This window comes from Nostoc sp. NMS4 (assembly GCF_017115095.1).
In the GTDB taxonomy this organism is placed as follows: domain Bacteria; phylum Cyanobacteriota; class Cyanobacteriia; order Cyanobacteriales; family Nostocaceae; genus Nostoc.
Genome location: NZ_JABXKI010000161.1, coordinates 1 through 19,035, shown reverse-complemented (window position 1 = coordinate 19,035; position 19,035 = coordinate 1). Strand labels below are relative to the sequence as shown.

Here is a 19,035-nt window from a genome sequence, read left to right as displayed (position 1 = left end):
GGCTTTCCGTGAGTGCAGCAGCTAAGGCTGGTTGATTAATGTTGTCCACTGGATCATCTGGGAGTTTGTAATCATCGGGTAGTTTTTCCCAAGTGATTTGGTAGTCTTGGGTGAGGGTTGTCATGATGGGTTTTCCTTTAGGATTGGGCGTTGGGTATGGGGCATTGGGCATGGGGCATTGGGCAGAAGTTCTTTAATTTTGAATTTTGAATTGATTGCTCCCTCATCTTCCCAATCCCCAATAGTTACTCATCTTCATCGGGTTCTAAATCGTCGGCTGTCAATTCCTGATGCGGGATGGCGGCGATAATTGCATCTATGACTTTGGATACTGGTAATATCTCAATATTCAAGTCGGGAAATTTTGTCCCTTTTGGCACGATCGCTCTTTTGAATCCCAATTTAGCAGCTTCTTTCAACCGCAGTTCCATTTGAGAAACCGATCGCACTTGTCCACCTAACCCAACTTCACCGATTAATACTGTACCGGGATCGACGATGCGATCGCGGAAACTAGCTACAATTGCGATCGCTATTCCTAAATCTACCGCCGGTTCTTCCACATTCAACCCACCCGCAGAAGCAACGTAAGAATCTAACTTGGACATGGGAATTCCTACCCGTTTTTCTAAGACGGCAAGAATTTGCACCAGGCGGTTATAATCTACGCCAGTTCCAGCCCGCCGAGGTGAGGGATAGCTGGTGGGACTGACTAAAGCTTGTAATTCCACAACAATGGGGCGGGTGCCTTCGCAAGCAACCACAATGGCTGTACCTGGCGCTGGATCGTCACGGTTGCCTAAAAATAGCTCTGAGGGATTGGAGACTTCTCGCAATCCCTCGGCTACCATTTCAAAGATGCCGATTTCGTGAGTTGCACCAAAGCGGTTTTTCACTGTGCGTAATAACCGATGGGAAGCAAAGCGATCGCCTTCAAAATACAACACCGTATCGACTAAATGTTCTAAAACTTTTGGCCCCGCGATCGCTCCTTCTTTGGTGACGTGTCCCACAATCAACATGGTGACATCTTCGTGCTTCGCCACCTTCATCAATGCTGCTGTACATTCCCGTACTTGAGCCACCGAACCAGGCGCAGAAGTCAAAGCGGGAAAAAACACAGTTTGGATACTATCAATCACCGCCACATTTGGTTTTAGAGAATCTATTTCCCGTAAAATTTCTTCTAAATCTGTTTCTGGCAGTACATATAAATCTGCACCTATACTGTCAGGGTCTATAGGAAGTGTAGTCTCTACTACTACTGTAACATTCTCCTCATTAACCACACTTAGGGGTTTTGATACTCCCAAACGAGAAGCTCGTAATTTTACCTGCTGTCCCGATTCTTCACCAGTTACGTAAAGGATGCGATATTTTTGGGCTAATTGATTTGATACTTGCAATAATAAAGTCGATTTACCGATACCTGGATCGCCACCAATCAGCACCATAGAACCTGGGACAATGCCACCCCCAAGCACCCGATCCAATTCTCCATAACCAGACTCCCACCGGGCGATTTGGCGATCGGTAATTTGATCGAATGTTAAAGAGGCTCGCGCTTTCGCTGGTTTATTGTGAGATTTGCCATTACCTTGAGCCGATTGCCAACTACTAACTCCTCCCCGGCTGGGTACATCTACTGAGGATTGAATCGAAATTTGTTCTTCTAGGGAGTTGTAAGTGCCGCAAGCTGGACACTTACCAAACCACTGGGGCGATTCTGCTCCACATTCATTACAAGTGAAAAAGGTTTTTGGCTTTGCCATTCTTAAATCTTATTAAATAATCTTAATATTTACTTAATTCTTGAAAAAAACTAAAAACTAATAATAGTGGTATTTAGAGCTTTTTCCAAATCAATTCATGGAATGATATCTTAATATTATGGTATTAAAAATTAATCATGTAAATTTTTAGTTAAGGAGCCTAGAGAAACTTGGAAAGCCATAAAGAAAAAATCTTGGTGGTAGACGACGAAGCCAGCATTCGCCGGATTTTGGAAACGCGCCTTTCCATGATTGGCTACGATGTAGTGACGGCTGGCGACGGGGAAGAAGCTTTGGAAACTTTTCGCAAAACTGAACCTGACCTGGTAGTTTTAGATGTAATGATGCCAAAGCTAGACGGCTATGGTGTATGTCAAGAATTACGAAAAGAATCAGATGTCCCCATTATTATGCTAACAGCCTTGGGTGATGTCGCCGATCGCATCACCGGATTAGAATTGGGTGCTGATGACTATGTAGTTAAACCATTTTCCCCCAAGGAGCTAGAAGCCCGAATTCGCTCTGTGCTGCGGCGAGTAGATAAAAACGGTGCTTCTGGAATTCCCAGCTCTGGGGTAATCCATGTCGCTAATATTAAAATCGATACGAATAAGCGACAAGTCTACAAAGGCGATGAGCGAATTCGATTGACGGGTATGGAGTTCAGCTTGTTAGAGTTGTTAGTCAGTCGCTCTGGAGAAGCTTTTTCTCGTTCGGAAATTTTGCAGGAAGTATGGGGTTATACACCAGAACGTCATGTAGATACTCGCGTAGTAGATGTGCATATATCACGTTTGCGCGCAAAATTAGAAGACGATCCTAGCAACCCAGAATTGATTCTCACCGCGCGGGGTACTGGTTATCTTTTCCAGCGAATTATTGAACCAGGGGAGGAGTGAGGAGATGAGGCAGGGGGGCAATCAATTCAAAATTCAAAATTAAAGAACTTCTGCCCCATGCCCAATGAAATGACTAAACCTGATCCTAATCGAGTTTTGCGGCGTCTACCCATTGTCGTGGGTGGGTTAGGCGCTGTGCTTTTGCTGATTAACCGTTTATTAACACCGGAATTAACCCAGTCTCAATCGCGTGGTGACGTGGTAGGCGTGATTTTGAGTGCGGTGTTAATTTTGACGGGTTTAATTTGGCAGCAAGTTCAGCCGCGATCGCCTGATATTGTAGAACTAATTGGAGAAGAGGGTTTTGTACTAGCAGGAGATTTACCCGAAGCCGTGAAAACAGAGCTAGCCTGGGCATCTCACTTATTGTTGACTAATACAGTAACGCGATCGCTTGTGGTTTATTATCAAGGTAAAGTTTTGTTGCGTCGCGGGATTCTGGGTACTAAATCTGAAGTTGTGCCAGGAGTCATCTTAAAACAGGTACTCGAAAAACAAAAGCCGGTTTATCTCGTTGCTCTAAAAATATATCCAGGTAGGCTTGAATTTGATTATTTACCAGAAAATACTCAAGGTGTAATTTGTCAACCTATTGGCAACCAAGGTGCGTTAATTTTAGGAGCAAATGCTCCTCGCAGTTACACCAAACAAGATGAAAACTGGATTGCCGGAATTGCTGATAAATTAGCCGTTACTCTTAGCTCGACTTGATACAAGCAAGTCTTAAGGAGTGCATTAGACGTAGGTTGGGTGGAGGCTTTGCGTAACCCAACATCCTGATAGTTGGGTTGCGCTCCGCTCCACCCAACCTACAATTTTTTTGCAACTTATCTATAGTTAATTACGAATTACGAATTATTAACTTACCAAGAAGTCAAAAAGTTCCACCCTTCCTTTTCTTCTGGTGTATTTTCTTCTTTTTTTTCTGCTTCTTCTGATGTCTTTAAATTTGTCTGTTGAATTAAATTATCATAAGCTCCTGAATCAACCCATTTTAATAACTCCCCAGCCCGCATAACTACCCAAGAAAGCCCAGATTCTGTATAGCTTAATATTTTGGTGACTTTATCCACACTATCAAAGTTATTGGATGCAAACTCACGGGCTTGGATGAGGAAATCTTCAATTACAGCAGTAGTCAAGTACTCATCTGGTAAACCCGCGAGTTTCATCAGTGTAATAGTTGCTACCTCGATATCCTGACAAGCAAGCATTGCGGCTCGATCGGCAGTGAACCTAGACATCATCCGCCAGTTATACAAACCTAGTTCCATTCCACCAGCTACCAAGCCACCAACTCCCAGTGTGGTACTGCTCAACAAATTTTTCAGCGTTGGCATAACAATTGCCATTTGGTGATAAATCATGTGCTGACTCTTGATGCGAGCGATTTCGTGTCCGAAAACGTAAATTAACTCATCTGTGTTAAGCCATTCCATTGCTTCTAAATTGATACCAACAATGGGTTTTTCCACGCCAATAATGTAGGTTTGAATGTTACCAGTGCCTCGAAATAGATACAATTCAGGAAGTGGAGCAACATCTAGAATTTGGCAGGTTTCTACAAATGCTTGATGTAATTGGGGAAAATTACGGGGCGAAATTCTGATTTCACTACCAAGGCTTTGCAGTCTGAGTAAGCGATCGATGCCATATTCGTTAATTTTTTTGAGTAGCAAGGAGGCACCGGGCATATTTTGCAAAGAAGCCAAGGCTTTGCGATCGAAGGGGTGTTCATAAGCTTCAGAACTTAGTCCAGTTAATATTTTTCTTGTCATCGGTTTTGAGTTTTAAAATAGGAGTTTAGAAGCAATTTGACAACAATGATAGCTGTGTGTGCTGACAAAAAATTAAAAATTTATAACTGAATCTATGCAAATTATTTATTGGCTATTAGTTGCCGTAATGGTTGTGGGTATTATCGGTGCTGTAGTTCCAGCGATTCCTGGTAGCAGCTTAATTTTAATTGCAATTATTATTTGGGGAATTGTTAGTAGTTCCTTTGCAGCTATCAAGATTCCCCTAATTGTGACAATTATAGTTTTACTGCTCAGTGTCGGAGTCGATTTTTTAGCTAGCTATGTGGGAGCAAAACAAGCTGGTGCTAGCAAGTGGGGGCAAATTGGCGCAATTGTTGGTTTGGTGGTAGGATTTTTGGGATTATTGCCCACGTTGCCTTTTGGGGGGCCACTGTTAGGTATTTTACTAGGGCCGCTTTTGGGAGCGATTATTGGTGAGTACCTTTACCGACGTGAATTTGGGTTGGCGGTTAAAGCCGGTATAGGAATTGTTGTCGGATCTTTGGTTGGAAATTTGATTCAAGGCTTGTTAGCGATCGCCGCAGTTGTAGTTTTTGTTGTGACAACCTGGCCACAGGTATTTGGCTCTTAGCATGTAAACAAATACAGAGGTTCCTCCCATTTATTCTATGAGGGGAACCATTTTACTAAATATTAGTCACCAGAAAGATTAATAGATACACTGCATACTCCATTTATCTAAAATATAGTTGGGTAATTTTTTGTATAAAAACATACGTTATATTTTGCTTGCGTAAATGATTCGTTTTAAAGTTAGAACTATTGCCAATAATTTAAACCCTAGAGATTAAGAGATATACGAAGCGCAGATATGTAAGAAATTAAAATTTTATGAAGACTATTTATTAATTGAAGATGTGATGAAGACCACTCAGTAAATATTGCAGGTTCTAAATCTATGTGATTTTATGGAGATAAGAAATACATCACGCAAGTTTCGCTTTCACTGACAGTATTTTAAATAGATTACTGATAGTAAAGGTCAAGCAATCAATTTCTTTGTTCCAGGTTATTATTAGGACTCTCAAAAGCTCATGATTAATTTTAAATCTAAATTAGTAAACGCAACTTTGGCTGCTACTTTTGCAATCCCCTTGGCTACTGCTGGGTTGTTTACCTCTGCTGGTTCAGCTCAAGCTGCTGGATTCTCTGGTTCGTTTAACTACGATCCTTATGCTCCTCGCGGTACTACGCAACCCACCGTCCAGGTTGGAAGTAACTCCTTAGCATTTAAGCCTCAATCACCAGTAGAGCTTGATCTAGCAGAACAGACAGGAACTTTTATTGGGTTTGATATAGCTGGGATATATAATGCCACTTTGCCTTACGACAATATCTTTTTTGACCTTGGTAAATTTAACGACGCCAATAATACAAGCAATGACGGCAAAAATGTCTTTGTTTTGGAGTCTTTAGATGCTCCCATCTTATCAAGTAACAATGGCGTAACTGGAGTAGTTAATTTTAAAGGGTATTTTACCGATACGATCGGATCGTTGACTAAAACTGCGGGAAAAGGACACTTAAATTTCTCTCTCAATCCTCTTGTTAAATTAGCGGATGCTAACACAGCCCTCAGCAACGGTAAAAAAATTACAGGAACTTTTACGGGCGCGGCATTTACTTCCGTTCCCGAACCAGCTGCATTACTAGGCTTGGGTGCAGTAGGTGCAGTAATGGCTATATCTCGCCGTCGCAAGAGTTTCGCTCAATAGACTTATCCTCAAATATAAAAAAGTTACTTCTAATTGCTAAAAGTAACTCTAATTGATCTATTTCGATCTGGCTGGAATGCAAAATTTTCCCAACCAGGTCGATTTTTTTATACTGTCAGATAAATCTATATGAATGGTGAATTTTCTTAACCTTAGATAGACTTAAACTGACTGCAAAGAATTTTTGGCTTCGCTTGCGATCGCATCTACTTCATCATTAGCCAGAGTTTCTAATATAGATTTGGCTTCTGCATTACCCAAACGAGCCAAGGCTTGCACAAGTCTATAACGAATTTGCCAATCTGGATTGGTAGCGTATGGAGCCAACAGAGGAACAGCTTGTACATCTCCCAAGTCACCCAAAGAACTAATAGCAGCAGTTTGGACTAACTCGTTTTCTGATGAAAGTGCCTCTTTGAGTAGTTCAAAGGCTCGTGGATCGCCCAACTCTCCCAATGTCGCAATAATACTGAATTGTATTAACCATTCACCGGTTGTATGATAAAGCTGCTGTAAATCTTCAAAAGCTTCACGTAACTTCAGAGCGCCCAAACAGTCTGCTGCTGCTGCTTGTACATCTACTTCGGAGTCATTAAGCAAGCGATCGCGCAAGATATCCAAGGATAAATGTAAATTTTGGGTTCCGAGTGTGTCCATTTGACTCACAGCTGAGTAACGGACACGGGAATTGCGATCGCCAATAGCGCTTTGAATTAATTCAAAACCAATCGCAGGTTCCAGTTGACGGATTTGATTTACAGCACGTAAGCGATCGCCTAAATCCTCAGAACTGAGCAATTGCTTAACAGACTCCGGAGTAATACTCATTTAGTTATCCTTGATTTTCAAATGTATAAAAAAAGAGTCAAAAGTCAAGACAACAGCCAAGTGTCATAAAACTCTTGACTAATGACTAATGACTAATGACAACTAGCTAATCTTGACTAGCAGCCATTGCCCGAATAATATCACCACGAGTGAGAATACCAATTACTTGACCTGTGCTATCAAGTACTGGCAAGCGGTGAACGCTGCGATCGTGCATGATTGTAGCTGCTTCTCTTAAAGTTTTATCAGGGGAAATAGCGATCGGGTTTTTACTCATCACCTCCCCAACGGTTTGCCCTAGAGCCTTATGCAAATCACGGTCATAAGTAGCAGGATTTTTTAAATAGATAACACTATCAAGAAACATAATGTACGCAGGTGGAGTAACACCAGTTTCTTGCCACATCAAATCGGTTTCCGAGATAATGCCCACCAATTTACCGAGATCATCCACAACAGGTAATCCGCTGATATGGCGTTCTGCGAGAATTTGGATAGCTTCCTTGAGTGGAGTTTCCTCCCGGACAACAATAGGATCGCGGCTCATCACATCGGTAACGGTTTTAGGCATTTATTTGCTGACACATTAAATCAAAGTCCCTGCGCCTATTGTAGAAAATTGCGGTACTCAACCTGATGCAATTAATAGATTGTTACGGGATTTGTCATTAGTCATTTGTCATTGGCCGTTAGCAAAAAAATTGTAGGTTGGGTGGAGGCTTTGCGTAACCCAACATCCTCATATCTGTTGGGTTGCGCTCCGCTCCACCCAACCTACGTCTAATGCACTATTTTAGCCTTGACACGCTACTAGTACCTTTTAATGCAGCAATAATTTGAGTATTTGCTTTAGGAAAAGTAAACTGCTCCAGTTCTGCCAAAGTTACCCAGCGAATTTCATCGGATTCCAAAGGTTGGGGTACACCTGTAAGATGGCGACAGTGATGTACTGTGAGAGTAACCCGCAAGTTTGTATAACTGTGGTCAATAGTAATCAGATGTTCTCCCACTTCAATTACTATTCCTAGTTCTTCAGAAATTTCCCTTTTAATACATTCTTGGATGGTTTCACCAGGCTCAATTTTACCACCAGGAAATTCCCACAAACCACCCATCGCTCCTTCTAGACGGCGGCGGTCAATTAAAATTTGCTTTTGGTCATTCCAAATTACTGCAACACCAATGATTTTATGGGGTGGGAAAGAACTGGCTGCACTCATGGTTAATTGGGAGATGATGAACTACTTTTGCTAATCGTACATCCATGTACTTAGCTCGACTTTAGGGACTTCCAAATAAAAAATACTCAACTATTCTTTGTGGGGTGGGCATCTTGCCCGCCCACACCCCAAGGCGGGCAAGATGCCCACCCCACAAAATTGGATAATTTATTTGTTGGAAGTCCCTTATCCAAAATTAAGAACTTGGTTTAGAGCGGTTAATACAAGATAGCGAGGGAACTAACTTCTAATAACAAAACTCGGCAGATTGGTTTTAATTCTGCCGAGTTTTGATTTATTACTTTATCCACAAATGTGTATTAAACATTAAGCAATACACCTCTAGATAAGCAAATCCAAAAACTTCGCGCTACTTTGCGCCAACCTCCGCGTTCCTCTGCGTTTAAATTTCAACCTTAATTCGTCACTATTTTGGATATTAAAAAAAACTTAGCTCATGCATAAATTGGAATTAGCGGCAAAAATTTCACAAAGAACTTATTTTCAATTCATACCGCCATAACTATGACTAGTTATCAGCCCAACAATATTGAATTTCCCGAATTTTACACTTCTAGTCAACTTCGCTGTTGTTGGTTTCAGATCCTTGTAGAGTCATTTCAAAATTCATTCTCTGTTCAGCGTTACGCAAGAAATAACCACTAATCATTGCAGAGGCAAGAAGCCGACCCAAATTTTCCCGATTTGTAGTTACAGTAACACCAAAATGTTCTGAAGGTAGATTACCTAATAGCCCTGTAATATTCCGTTCCATCACCTGAAAGACTTCGGCAGACGTGGGTTTGGATAGCTGGGTAACTGTTTCTGGACTCAAGGATTTAACGTACTGCCAGAGTAAATCGTTAGTTTCTGATTCGCTATTAAAAAATTCTGAGACACGATTGGATGGGTTACTCATTTTTTAGCTCCTTAACTGCCACTATTAGCTGCGGTGCTTGTGATTTGAATATTAAATGTCTGTTTTGGATTTGACTTAATTATTTTGTCTTCCTGTCAACTAATGTAACAGCCTAGCGTAAGAGTGGGAGTAGGTGTAACCGTACCAAAGTCAGCGTATTTTCTCACCAATTGGTCAGTAGTCATTGGTCATTAGTCCTTTGTTAATAACTAATGACAAATGACTAATGACAAATGACTAACTTGCCAAATATTCATCCATGTTGGCTTTACACTTGCGAAGTTTGCTTAAGGCTTCCCGCTCAATTTGTCGGACTCGTTCTCGGCTGATGTTCAGTATTTCACCAATTCTAGCCAGAGTCAGAGCTTGCCCATCAGTTAAGCCAAAGCGCAGTGTGATTACTTCCCTCTGTTGTGGTGTTAGATCGCCCATCAGTCGATCTAAGTCATAAGATAGGGAAGATTGCATAACAAACTCTTCGGGAGATGCGCCGGGATCTTCCAGCATTTCTCCGAGTTCGGTGTCGTAGTTATCACCCAGCCGCAAATCCAAGGAAAGGGGCAAACGCGCCTTTTCTAAATACTCTCGTACTTGTTTGGGGGTTAATTCTAATTCTTCAGCTAGCTCCCCAGCCGTAGGAGCGCGTCCCAACTTTTGAGACAATTGGCGCTGTGCCTTTTTAATCTTATTTAGTTTTTCGGTAATATGGATCGGCAGCCGAATGGTGCGAGCTTTTTCGGCTATAGCACGAGTAATCGCTTGCCGAATCCACCAATAGGCATAAGTAGAAAATCTGTACCCTTTGGTGGGGTCAAACTTTTCTACGCCCCGTTGCATACCAATGCTACCTTCTTGGATCAAGTCCAGTAAATCGACATTGCGCTTTATGTACTTTTTGGCAACGGACACTACCAGCCGCAAATTGGCTTCTACCATCTTGCGTTTGGCAATTTCACCATCTGCGATCGCTTCGTTCAAATCTGCTGGTTCTAGCTTTGTCGCTTTAGCCCACTCTTCTAAAGTCGGTTGGCGACCTAACTGGGCGGCAAGAGATTCCCTTGATTCATGTAAAGCGCAGGAACGCTGCACCTGTTTACCATAAAAAATCTCTTCCTCGTGGGTTAAGAGTGGCACACGGCCAATCTCACGCAGGTAAGTCCGCACGAGGTCTGTGGCTGTCTGAGCGGTCTTCATGGCGCTACTCTTTGGTAATGATGGGTTTGGCGGTAGGGTCATTAAAGGATAGATGCTTTCTTTATTTATTAGGGTGCTACCCAGTCAGACTGGGAACCCATGCTATGGTTTGCAACTTACGCGCCTGAGAAACTCGGCTGCTCATAACAATCAAATTTAGGCTTCATAACTGCTAAAAGTACAGTTATTTCCTACTTTTCACAAGTATCTACAGTTAGATAAAAGGTCGCTTTTTAAACATTTTTGATGGAAATCTTATTAACAATTGTAACATTTATGAGAAGATTTTGGCTAGATGGAGACGTGAAATTTCCTGGTTTTTCCAGTTCACGCAACTTAGCCCTCTATCTTAAGGCTGACCAAAAGTCAATCTAAGAAATTATCTGGTTCAAATAATTTTCCTCATATTTGTTAAAGTATCTCAATGAGAACTATATTCATTCTCCTATAACAATTGTTTAATTTTTTCTGGGCATGGGGCGTTAGGAGTGCTGAGTGCTTGCTGAGTGCTGAGTGCTGAGTGCTGAGTGCTGTTAGCGGGGCGTTTAGCCCGTGCTGAGTTAGGAGTTAAGAGTTAAGAGTTAAGAGTTGAGAGTTAAGAGTTTTGTTTATCTCCTTCTCCCTCTGCCTCCCTTGTCTCCCTTGTCTCCCTTGTCTCCCTGCCCCCTGCCCCCTTGCCCCCCGACTCCCTACTCCCTCGCACAGTAATCTTGGATAGCTTTCACGTCCAAAGTCGTATTTTGTAAGGAACGGATGGCGGCGACGGTAGCTTTTGCACCGGCGATGGTGGTAATGATCGGGATTTTGTACGCTAAGGCTGTGCGGCGGATTAACCTGGCATCAGTCTGGGCTTCTTCTCCTGAAGGTGTGTTGATAATAAGTTGGATTTTCTGGTTTTTGATCGCATCTAGGACGTGGGGACGACCTTCATGGAGTTTTAAGACTAATTCAATATTTAACCCTTGTTCGAGAAGAACTCGCCGTGTACCAAGAGTAGCCATCACTGTAAAGCCCAAATCGATAAATTCCTTCACCACACCACTTGCAGCAGCTTTATCGCGATCGCTCATTGATACAAATACAGTTCCCGTTAGCGGTAAACGCTCCCCAGCACCCAGTTCTGCTTTGGCAAAGGCACGGCCAAAGTCGCTGTCAATCCCCATCACCTCACCGGTGGATCTCATTTCTGGGCCTAATATTGTATCAGTTCCTGGGAATTTATTAAAGGGTAATACTGCTTCTTTTACTGCAATGTGGGTTGGTATGACTTCCTCGGTGAAGTGTAGCTCCTCTAAGGTTTTGCCTGACATAATTAAGGATGCTAGTTTTGCCAATTGTACGCCTGTTGCTTTAGATACAAATGGCACGGTGCGGGAGGCGCGGGGGTTGGCTTCCAAAATGTAAACTTGGGGAGAATAACTACTTGCGCCGACAACGGCAAATTGAATATTCATCAACCCGACGACTGACAGGGCTTGTGCTAGCTGTACTGTCCAAGTGCGAATTTGATTGAGAACTGCTGGTGATAGGGAAATGGAGGGTAAGGAACAAGCGGAATCTCCTGAGTGAATACCCGCTTGCTCGATGTGTTCCATGATGCCACCAATCACTACCCGTCCTGTATGATCGGCGATCGCATCGACATCGACTTCGATCGCGTTTTCCAAAAATTTATCAATTAAAATCGGGTGTTCTGGTTCCACTAATACCGCAAAGGTCATGTAGCGTTCCAACTCAGCATCGGAATAAACGATTTCCATCGCCCGTCCCCCCAACACATAGCTGGGACGCACTACCACCGGATAGCCAATGCGTTTGGCAACAATCAGCGCGTCTTCGTAAGTCCGAGCGATACCATTGGGCGGTTGGGCAATATTCAACTGTTGGAGAATCTTTTCAAACCGTTCCCGGTTTTCTGCCATGTCGATGGAATCTGGTGATGTACCCCAAATTTGAGTGAGCAGTCCAGAAGTGTTATTACTAAGAAACTCTTGTAATGGAAGAGCCAACTTTAGCGGTGTTTGTCCGCCAAACTGGATTATTACACCGACTGGATTTTCAGTTTCAATGATGTTAATAACATCTTCTTTTGTTAAAGGCTCAAAGTAAAGGCGATCGCTAGTATCGTAATCTGTGGAAACTGTCTCTGGGTTAGAGTTGACCATAATTGTCTCATATCCCGCATCCTTCAAGGCATAAGCGGCGTGACAACAACAATAATCAAACTCAATTCCCTGTCCAATGCGGTTGGGGCCACCACCCAAAATCAACACTTTTGGCTTGGTTGCGGGCATTACCTCTGTTTCTTCTTCGTAGGTAGAATAGTAGTAAGGGGTAAATGCTTCAAATTCAGCCGCGCAGGTATCTACGGTTTTGTAAACTGGGATGATTTCTAATGATTTGCGGTAGGCGCGAACTTCATCTTCGGTGGTTTTGGTGGCATAGGCAATCTGGCGATCGCTATATCCGTCCCGTTTCACTTCATAAAGTTGCTCTTTTGTCAATTGCTGCAAGGGTGTCCGCTTCAGGAATTTCTCGACATCTAGCAGTTGCTGAAATTTATCTAGAAACCAAGGGTCAATACCAGTTAATTCGTAGATTTCCTCAGCACTAATTCCTAGTTGTAAGGCATGGCGCACCGAGAAAATGCGATCGGGGTTAGGTGTCCGCAGTTGGGCGCGAATTTGTTCGCCACTGGGCAATTTTTCGGCTCGATCGCAACCCCAGCCAGCGCGTCCGGTTTCGAGCGATCGCAACGCCTTTTGGAAGGATTCGTTAAACGTCCGCCCAATTGCCATTGCTTCCCCCACAGACTTCATTTGGGTTGTCAGCACTGGATCAGAACCGGGGAATTTTTCAAAGGCGAAGCGAGGAATTTTTGTCACCACATAGTCAATTGTCGGCTCAAAGGATGCGGGAGTTTTCTTGGTGATGTCATTTTGAATTTCATCTAAGGTATAGCCCACAGCCAATTTTGCGGCAATTTTGGCGATGGGAAAACCCGTAGCTTTGGAAGATAAAGCCGAACTGCGGGAAACGCGGGGGTTCATCTCAATTACAACCACATCGCCATTAAGCGGATTGACGGCAAATTGAATATTAGAACCGCCAGTTTCCACACCGATCTCGCGGATGATCTTAATTGCCATATCCCGCAGCCTTTGATATTCTTTATCAGTGAGGGTTTGCGCGGGAGCGACGGTAATGGAGTCTCCGGTGTGAATGCCCATCGGGTCAAGGTTTTCGATGGAGCAGATAATCACCACGTTATCTGCCAAATCACGCATCACTTCAAGCTCGTATTCTTTCCAGCCGAGTAAAGACTGGTCAATGAGAATTTGCGAAACAGGGCTAGCATCTATACCTACCTGTGCCATTTCTTCAAATTCTTCTTGGTTGTAGGCAATACCGCCGCCACTTCCACCCATTGTGAAAGCTGGACGAATAATTAGGGGATAAGTACCAATTTTGCGGGCAACAGCTTTGGCTTCTTCCAAAGTTTCGGCTGTGTCGCTAGGACACACAGCTACCCCAATCTTTGCCATTGCTTGACCGAAAAGTTTTCGATCTTCGGCTTTTTCGATCGCTGGGAGTTTAGCGCCGATTAACTCAACGCCGTACTTTTCCAAAACGCCATTTTTAGCTAAAGCAACGGCGAGGTTCAGGGCAGTTTGTCCTCCCATCGTTGGTAGGAGAGCATCAGGGCGTTCTTTTTCGATGACTTTTTCGACCAACTCTGGAGTTAGCGGCTCAATGTAAGTGCGATCGGCTGTTTCCGGGTCGGTCATGATCGTTGCAGGGTTGGAGTTGACCAAAACCACTTCATAGCCTTCTTCTCGCAGCGCTTTACAGGCTTGAGTGCCAGAGTAGTCAAACTCACAAGCTTGTCCAATCACAATTGGACCAGAGCCTAATAGTAGAATCTTGCGGAGGTCGTCACGGCGGGGCATAGTCGTTGCCTTGGAATACGAGAATACAAATCCTGATCATTTTAAGGGTCTTTACCCCCTATGGTGCTTTTTATTATTAAGTTTTCTAAGTTTGATGACAAAGAGGGGGCTGGGGGAGATGAGGGAGATGAGGGAGATGAGGGAGACAAGGGAGACAAGGAGATAAACAAAACTCCAAACTCTTGTACAGACGCGATTCATCGCGTCTCTCCTAACGCCCAATGTCCAACAATTATTTTATATTTCTAATTTTATTTAATTATGACGCTTAAATTTCTAAACTTTTTGCGAATCTTTATTATTTAATTTGATTAACCTTGTAATAAACGATCGTTTATTTGTGTATATATCCGTCTGCTTATTTATACACAAATAAATTACTTAGATAAAAATTTATCTTAACTAGCTAATTGCTAAATATTTTCAACGTAAGTTAAATAAATATTATATAAATATGTTTACTTAGATTAAAAATGGCAGAGAAATAGAAATACCATTCTCTGCCATTTTTTATAATATTTTAATAGTTGGTGCTGCCAACTTTTTCTTTGAGTCTAGGTAGACAAATCTAGATTATGAGAGTTTTAGCTTTGAGCAGCTTGTACAAACCCTAAAGTTAAGCTGTCTTTGGCGAGGAAGTGAGACAAATGATATGCACGTTCCTCAGTTTTCAACAAAATCTTTTCGTACAGATAGCGTGTGCCACGATCGCCTAAACTCTCTGCCTGAGCAGCTTGACGACGAATAACGCCAATGATTGCTTGTTCAGCAGCTAGATCGTTTTCTACCATTTGGCGAGAGGAATATACGCCTTCAGATTCTTGCTGAAAACAGGTTAATTCTGCTAGTTTGCTGAAGGTAGCTACTGGCACACCGCCCAATCCATCTAAACGTTCGCCAATTTCATGAACGTGGTCTTGTACTTGGTTGTAGCTTTCGTTAAAAAATTCATGCAGAGAGTAAAATTCTGAGCCTTCAACTACAAAATGATGCTTTTGGTACTGCAAGTATAGTGCCTGGAAACTAGCTAATACAACGTTAAATCCTTCTGTAACTGGAGCAGTTACGCTATGATCCAGCAACACGGGATTGTCATATACATGACCAAAATTCCGTAACAAAGTTTGCGTTTCAGACATTGTTCTCCTTGCTATTTAGCAATTATAGATTTTAACTGCTTATTCTTTACATATTAACATTTTCACAATAATAGCAAGCCAATTTGCCATTATCATATTTTGTATTTTGGTGTACTAAAAGTCTTAAGTTTATCGTTTGCTGAATTATGGCACGTTCATTAAGTTGTGTATATTTATAATTACTATTGACATAAAAGCTAAAGTGTGAATATATCCCAAAGGGAATCAGGGGGAATGAAGAGTGGTGAGTGCTGAGTGGTGAGTGCTGAGTTAGGAGTTGAGAGTTAAGAGTTAAGAGTTAGGAGTTTTGTTTATCTCCTTCTCCCCTTGTCTCCCTTGTCTCCCTCATCCCCCTCATGTCTCAGATGGGATGATTGCAAGAATTTTATCGAACAGAATTCAGGAGTCAGGAGTCAGGAGTCAGCATGAATTCTGACCGAAAAAGCGGATAGCGCAGCGTTAGCGAGTACTCCAGCGTCTTGATTCTGACTCCTGTTAGCGGATAGCCAAGGTTTAGCCCATTCTGACTTCTGAATTCTTCTTCAATTTTTTTTCCAAAATTAATGAGAATTATTTGCACTTAAGCTATGATATTTTAAGAGGCTAAACTACTAAGACTTTCAAAAAGCAGGGAGTTAAATGGCGGTAGTTACTGCAAGTTTGTTGCACTTTGAGGGCAATTCTCTTGAAATCGTATAGTTCAGAAATAGAGATAAACCACCTTGTAGAGGTGAATTGGGCAGACCGATGGCAGGTCTATCAACGTCTAGAGGAGTTAAACATTCCCTGTAGTTGTGCGGCTAACCAGCCATTAAAAGTTGAAATTAGCAATCCGACTGCGGCTGTTCAACTTTGGAGTGTAGTACGGCGATTTACAGCCTCTCGTCAAGATCAGATTTTGACTCTTGAGTGTTGCTGGAAAAGTCGCTAGCAACAGTTCTAATCTTTAGGTGCTGCTGAGAATATCTCGCTTGATAACTTGTATTGATTAAAAGGAGCTTAAAAAATGGGTGCATCTCACAATATGGAAGTATCAGAATTTTGCCTTGAGGGTAGATTTATAGATTTTGTTATGAAAGATGGCTATAAGCTGAAAGGTTTATTGCTGGGTACTCATGAGGGTGAATGCTACGTTAAACTTGCTAAACATTTACGGGCTGCTTTTGACTTGCGGCTACCACCAGGTACTTGGCTCCAAGTTGTTGGTTATAAAGAATACGATATAAAAAAAGACAAAGTTACACTCAAAGCGGAACGTGTGATGGCGGCGCGTTCTGAAATAGCACCAGTTCAAACTATGGCTACACCACAAGAAACCGCATCTATTGATAATGTCAGCGTCAAACCAGCTAAGACTAAGGCCACGATTTTGGTGTGTCAAAAGTCTGATTGTATGAAACGCGGTGGTAAAGGAGTTTGTCAGGCGTTGGAGGCGGCTTTAAGCGATCGCGGTTTAGAAGATAAAGTTACAATCAAAGGCACTGGTTGTATGAAGAACTGTAAAGCTGGGCCGAACTTAGTTATGCCAGATAAAACACGCCATAGCCGAATTCAAGCTACACAAGTTCCGGCGTTGATGAATCAGCATTTTGGCGATCAAAATTCGTCAGCCCAGCCAGAAAATTTAAGGGAAGCGGCGATATCTAATGGAAAATTTTACGGGAATAAGTAGTGAAATGTTGACATTTTAATGAGAAAGTTTAATAATATCTTCTCAAGTGTGTTCCGTTAATACTCGGTCGTAAGTTTTGCTAGAAGTTAGCAATAAAATCAAAAAACTGGCTTTCATTAAGGCCAGTTTTTTGATTGATTTGGGTTTATATTGAGCAATTTTTAACCGAAATGCTCCGTTAATTTGGAAAGATTTAAGGGAACATGGTTGATTGGTGAGTAAGTAGACACACTGAGGCTTATTGTTGGAGATCGCTTACAGTGAAAGCGTCAATCATCAATGAGTTAAAAACAAATGTCACATATTCCCCAGTGGATATACATTGTTTTTTTCCCACTTAGCACGATAGTCATGATTTTTTTATTCCGTCATGACTGGAATCGCCTCGCTAAACTCTACCGCACCCAAGAAGCGCCGCCACAAAACTTCTCCCGAATGAGAAGCGGTTCTGTGGGTTTGGTGTATTACAAAGGAACTTTAAATGTTGGTACAAATCCTCAAGGGATTTATCTGAGTATTTTCCCGTTGTTTAGCTTGGGACTTACGCCGTTGTTGATTCCTTGGAGTGCCATTAGGAAGATTGAACCTGCTAACCAACTTTTTATTGAGCGTTTTCGTTTGTATCTTAGTTCTCCAAAAGTCAAGCTGGTTTTAAGTAAAGATATTTTGGAACCAGCTAAAGAATTTTTAGCCACACAGGGATTTGAGTGGATTTAGACAAATCCCGTTTTTATCTGGTTGATATCGTGGGGATACAGATTTGTAGCGGGTTACGTCTACAACATCTCATCTTTCAGGGTATCAAGAGATTTGACTAGCGATCGCAAGGCAGCTTATCATTCCAAAGGTAAAATCCCTCGCAATCATTTTCAAATTGGTATTAGAGCATTGTCATGAGCAACCTCAGCGTCCAGCTTCCTGACTCTTTGTACAAAAGTTTGCAGGAACTCGCTAAACAAGACGGCATTTCTATCGACCAGTTTGTGGCGACAGCAGTTGCGGAGAAAATCGCTGCACTCACAACTGAAATTTATCTAGGGGAGTTAGCAAAGCGAGGCAGTCGAGAAAAATACGACGCAGTTTTAGCGAAAGTACCAGATATTGAACCGGAATCTTACGATCGCTTACCCACAGCTTAACAACAAAGCGATCGCAATACACTTTGTCATGAGTTGGGCACAGTTGTAAAAGCGATCGCTTAATATTTGTATGCAATTGAGTTGAGCGATCGCCTGTACATTGTGATGAAAAGATAAAATCGCTTAATATTTTTATGCAATTGAGTTGAGCGCTGATTTGGTAGGGTGCGTTAGCAGCAGCGTAACGCATCGAAAGTATCTAGAATGATGTATTAAGAATATTATCAACTCTAAAAATTCTTAATGTTTGTAAGTCAGTCATTAGAATCTGAACCCTCATTCAAGTATGCTACATTTTCACTCTCAAAATTTGTCCGTTTAAGTCTTGGCCATTCAAGATTCGCCCCTTTAAGATTCGCCCCTACAAGATTTGCGCCTTCAAGATTTGCGCCTTCAAGATTTGCGCCTTCAAGATTTGCGTCTTCAAGATTTGCGCCTACAAGATTTGCGCCTTCAAGATTCGCTACTACAAGCCATGCTGCTTGAATATTTACACCTTTCAAGTTGGCTCCAACGAAATGAGTATAAGCAAGAAGTGTATTAGACAAATTCGCTCCTTCAAGATTGGCATTATGAAAGTCTCTGTTATGCAGAATACATTTTGATAAATTCAACAAGCTAAGACACTCCAATGCAAGTACATTATTACTGTCTTTTCTTTGTCCTTGAATTTTTGAAATCCATGTACCGACAGCTTCAGGAGTATGCCATTCAATCTTTGAAACTGTCTTTGTCACTCTAGCGCAAGCATTTAAGACAGCCAACAAC

General features: G+C 42.1%; 19 protein-coding genes and 1 pseudogene. 9 read left to right on the top strand and 11 right to left on the bottom strand.

Translation table 11 applies throughout. The annotated features are described in order from the left end of the window. Positions 1-124, bottom strand: a pseudogene (locus HWQ37_RS13640) (Uma2 family endonuclease); the annotation flags it as partial. Positions 125-245: 121 nt separating this feature from the next. Next, the gene (gene radA / locus HWQ37_RS13635) at positions 246-1,772 is read right to left on the bottom strand and encodes a DNA repair protein RadA (RefSeq protein WP_292748083.1); all 1,527 of its coding nucleotides are present in this window, start codon (positions 1,770-1,772) and stop codon (positions 246-248) included. 170 nt (positions 1,773-1,942) lie between these two features. Here radA and rpaB point away from each other — a divergent pair, with 170 nt between their 5' ends. Both rpaB and HWQ37_RS13625 read left to right on the top strand, forming a co-directional pair. After that, on the top strand, positions 1,943-2,671 hold the full coding sequence (gene rpaB, locus HWQ37_RS13630; protein ID WP_012412029.1) for a response regulator transcription factor RpaB: 729 nt from the start codon (positions 1,943-1,945) through the stop codon (positions 2,669-2,671). A gap of 69 nt (positions 2,672-2,740) precedes the next feature. After that, on the top strand, positions 2,741-3,382 hold the full coding sequence (locus HWQ37_RS13625; protein ID WP_292748081.1) for a cofactor assembly of complex C subunit B: 642 nt from the start codon (positions 2,741-2,743) through the stop codon (positions 3,380-3,382). Between the two features lie 152 nt (positions 3,383-3,534). On the opposite strand, the gene HWQ37_RS13620 is transcribed toward HWQ37_RS13625, so the two are convergent. Continuing rightward, positions 3,535-4,449, bottom strand: coding sequence for a M48 family metallopeptidase (locus HWQ37_RS13620; protein ID WP_292748079.1), 915 nt, complete (start codon positions 4,447-4,449; stop codon positions 3,535-3,537). A 94-nt stretch (positions 4,450-4,543) separates the two neighbouring features. Between HWQ37_RS13620 and HWQ37_RS13615 the strand changes: the two genes are divergently transcribed. Continuing rightward, the gene (locus tag HWQ37_RS13615) at positions 4,544-5,062 is read left to right on the top strand and encodes a DUF456 domain-containing protein (protein ID WP_292748077.1); all 519 of its coding nucleotides are present in this window, start codon (positions 4,544-4,546) and stop codon (positions 5,060-5,062) included. Positions 5,063-5,525: 463 nt separating this feature from the next. After that, positions 5,526-6,206, top strand: coding sequence for a PEP-CTERM sorting domain-containing protein (locus tag HWQ37_RS13610; protein WP_292748075.1), 681 nt, complete (start codon positions 5,526-5,528; stop codon positions 6,204-6,206). A 162-nt stretch (positions 6,207-6,368) separates the two neighbouring features. On the opposite strand, the gene nblB is transcribed toward HWQ37_RS13610, so the two are convergent. The 6 genes from nblB to carB form a co-directional block, all read right to left on the bottom strand. Continuing rightward, the gene (gene nblB, locus HWQ37_RS13605; RefSeq protein ID WP_292748073.1) at positions 6,369-7,034 is read right to left on the bottom strand and encodes a phycobilisome degradation protein NblB; all 666 of its coding nucleotides are present in this window, start codon (positions 7,032-7,034) and stop codon (positions 6,369-6,371) included. 106 nt (positions 7,035-7,140) lie between these two features. Continuing rightward, positions 7,141-7,605 carry a CBS domain-containing protein gene (locus tag HWQ37_RS13600; protein ID WP_292748071.1) on the bottom strand — a complete coding sequence of 155 codons (465 nt, stop codon included), beginning with the start codon at positions 7,603-7,605 and terminating at the stop codon, positions 7,141-7,143. 217 nt (positions 7,606-7,822) lie between these two features. Further along, on the bottom strand, positions 7,823-8,254 hold the full coding sequence (gene mutT / locus HWQ37_RS13595; protein ID WP_292748070.1) for an 8-oxo-dGTP diphosphatase MutT: 432 nt from the start codon (positions 8,252-8,254) through the stop codon (positions 7,823-7,825). 574 nt (positions 8,255-8,828) lie between these two features. Next, positions 8,829-9,173, bottom strand: coding sequence for a DUF760 domain-containing protein (locus HWQ37_RS13590; RefSeq protein ID WP_292748068.1), 345 nt, complete (start codon positions 9,171-9,173; stop codon positions 8,829-8,831). Between the two features lie 237 nt (positions 9,174-9,410). Continuing rightward, complete coding sequence (locus HWQ37_RS13585) at positions 9,411-10,367, bottom strand: RNA polymerase sigma factor, RpoD/SigA family (RefSeq protein ID WP_292748066.1); 957 nt, start codon at positions 10,365-10,367, stop codon at positions 9,411-9,413. Positions 10,368-11,056: 689 nt separating this feature from the next. Beyond that, positions 11,057-14,317 (bottom strand): carbamoyl-phosphate synthase large subunit, encoded by a 3,261-nt coding sequence (carB, locus tag HWQ37_RS13580; RefSeq protein ID WP_292748064.1) that lies wholly within the window; start codon positions 14,315-14,317, stop codon positions 11,057-11,059. Positions 14,318-14,377: 60 nt separating this feature from the next. Between carB and HWQ37_RS13575 the strand changes: the two genes are divergently transcribed. Further along, positions 14,378-14,566 carry a hypothetical protein gene (locus HWQ37_RS13575; RefSeq protein WP_292748062.1) on the top strand — a complete coding sequence of 63 codons (189 nt, stop codon included), beginning with the start codon at positions 14,378-14,380 and terminating at the stop codon, positions 14,564-14,566. A gap of 335 nt (positions 14,567-14,901) precedes the next feature. On the opposite strand, the gene dpsA is transcribed toward HWQ37_RS13575, so the two are convergent. Next, complete coding sequence (gene dpsA / locus HWQ37_RS13570) at positions 14,902-15,456, bottom strand: DNA starvation/stress protection protein DpsA (protein ID WP_292748060.1); 555 nt, start codon at positions 15,454-15,456, stop codon at positions 14,902-14,904. Positions 15,457-16,141: 685 nt separating this feature from the next. On the opposite strand from dpsA, the gene HWQ37_RS13565 reads away from it, so the two are divergent. The 4 genes from HWQ37_RS13565 to HWQ37_RS13550 all read left to right on the top strand — a co-directional run bounded on the left by HWQ37_RS13565 (position 16,142) and on the right by HWQ37_RS13550 (position 18,267). Further along, positions 16,142-16,387, top strand: coding sequence for an Asr1405/Asl0597 family protein (locus HWQ37_RS13565; protein WP_292748058.1), 246 nt, complete (start codon positions 16,142-16,144; stop codon positions 16,385-16,387). 75 nt (positions 16,388-16,462) lie between these two features. Next, positions 16,463-17,128, top strand: a complete 666-nt coding sequence (locus HWQ37_RS13560; protein WP_292748056.1) for a (2Fe-2S) ferredoxin domain-containing protein — start codon at positions 16,463-16,465, stop codon at positions 17,126-17,128. A 351-nt stretch (positions 17,129-17,479) separates the two neighbouring features. Then, on the top strand, positions 17,480-17,845 hold the full coding sequence (locus HWQ37_RS13555; RefSeq protein WP_292748054.1) for a hypothetical protein: 366 nt from the start codon (positions 17,480-17,482) through the stop codon (positions 17,843-17,845). Between the two features lie 176 nt (positions 17,846-18,021). Further along, the gene (locus HWQ37_RS13550) at positions 18,022-18,267 is read left to right on the top strand and encodes a ribbon-helix-helix protein, CopG family (RefSeq protein ID WP_152589404.1); all 246 of its coding nucleotides are present in this window, start codon (positions 18,022-18,024) and stop codon (positions 18,265-18,267) included. A 254-nt stretch (positions 18,268-18,521) separates the two neighbouring features. Here the strand turns inward: HWQ37_RS13550 and HWQ37_RS13545 are convergent. After that, positions 18,522-19,035, bottom strand: a 514-nt coding sequence (locus HWQ37_RS13545; RefSeq protein ID WP_292748049.1) for a pentapeptide repeat-containing protein, incomplete at its 5' end; no start/stop codon positions are given.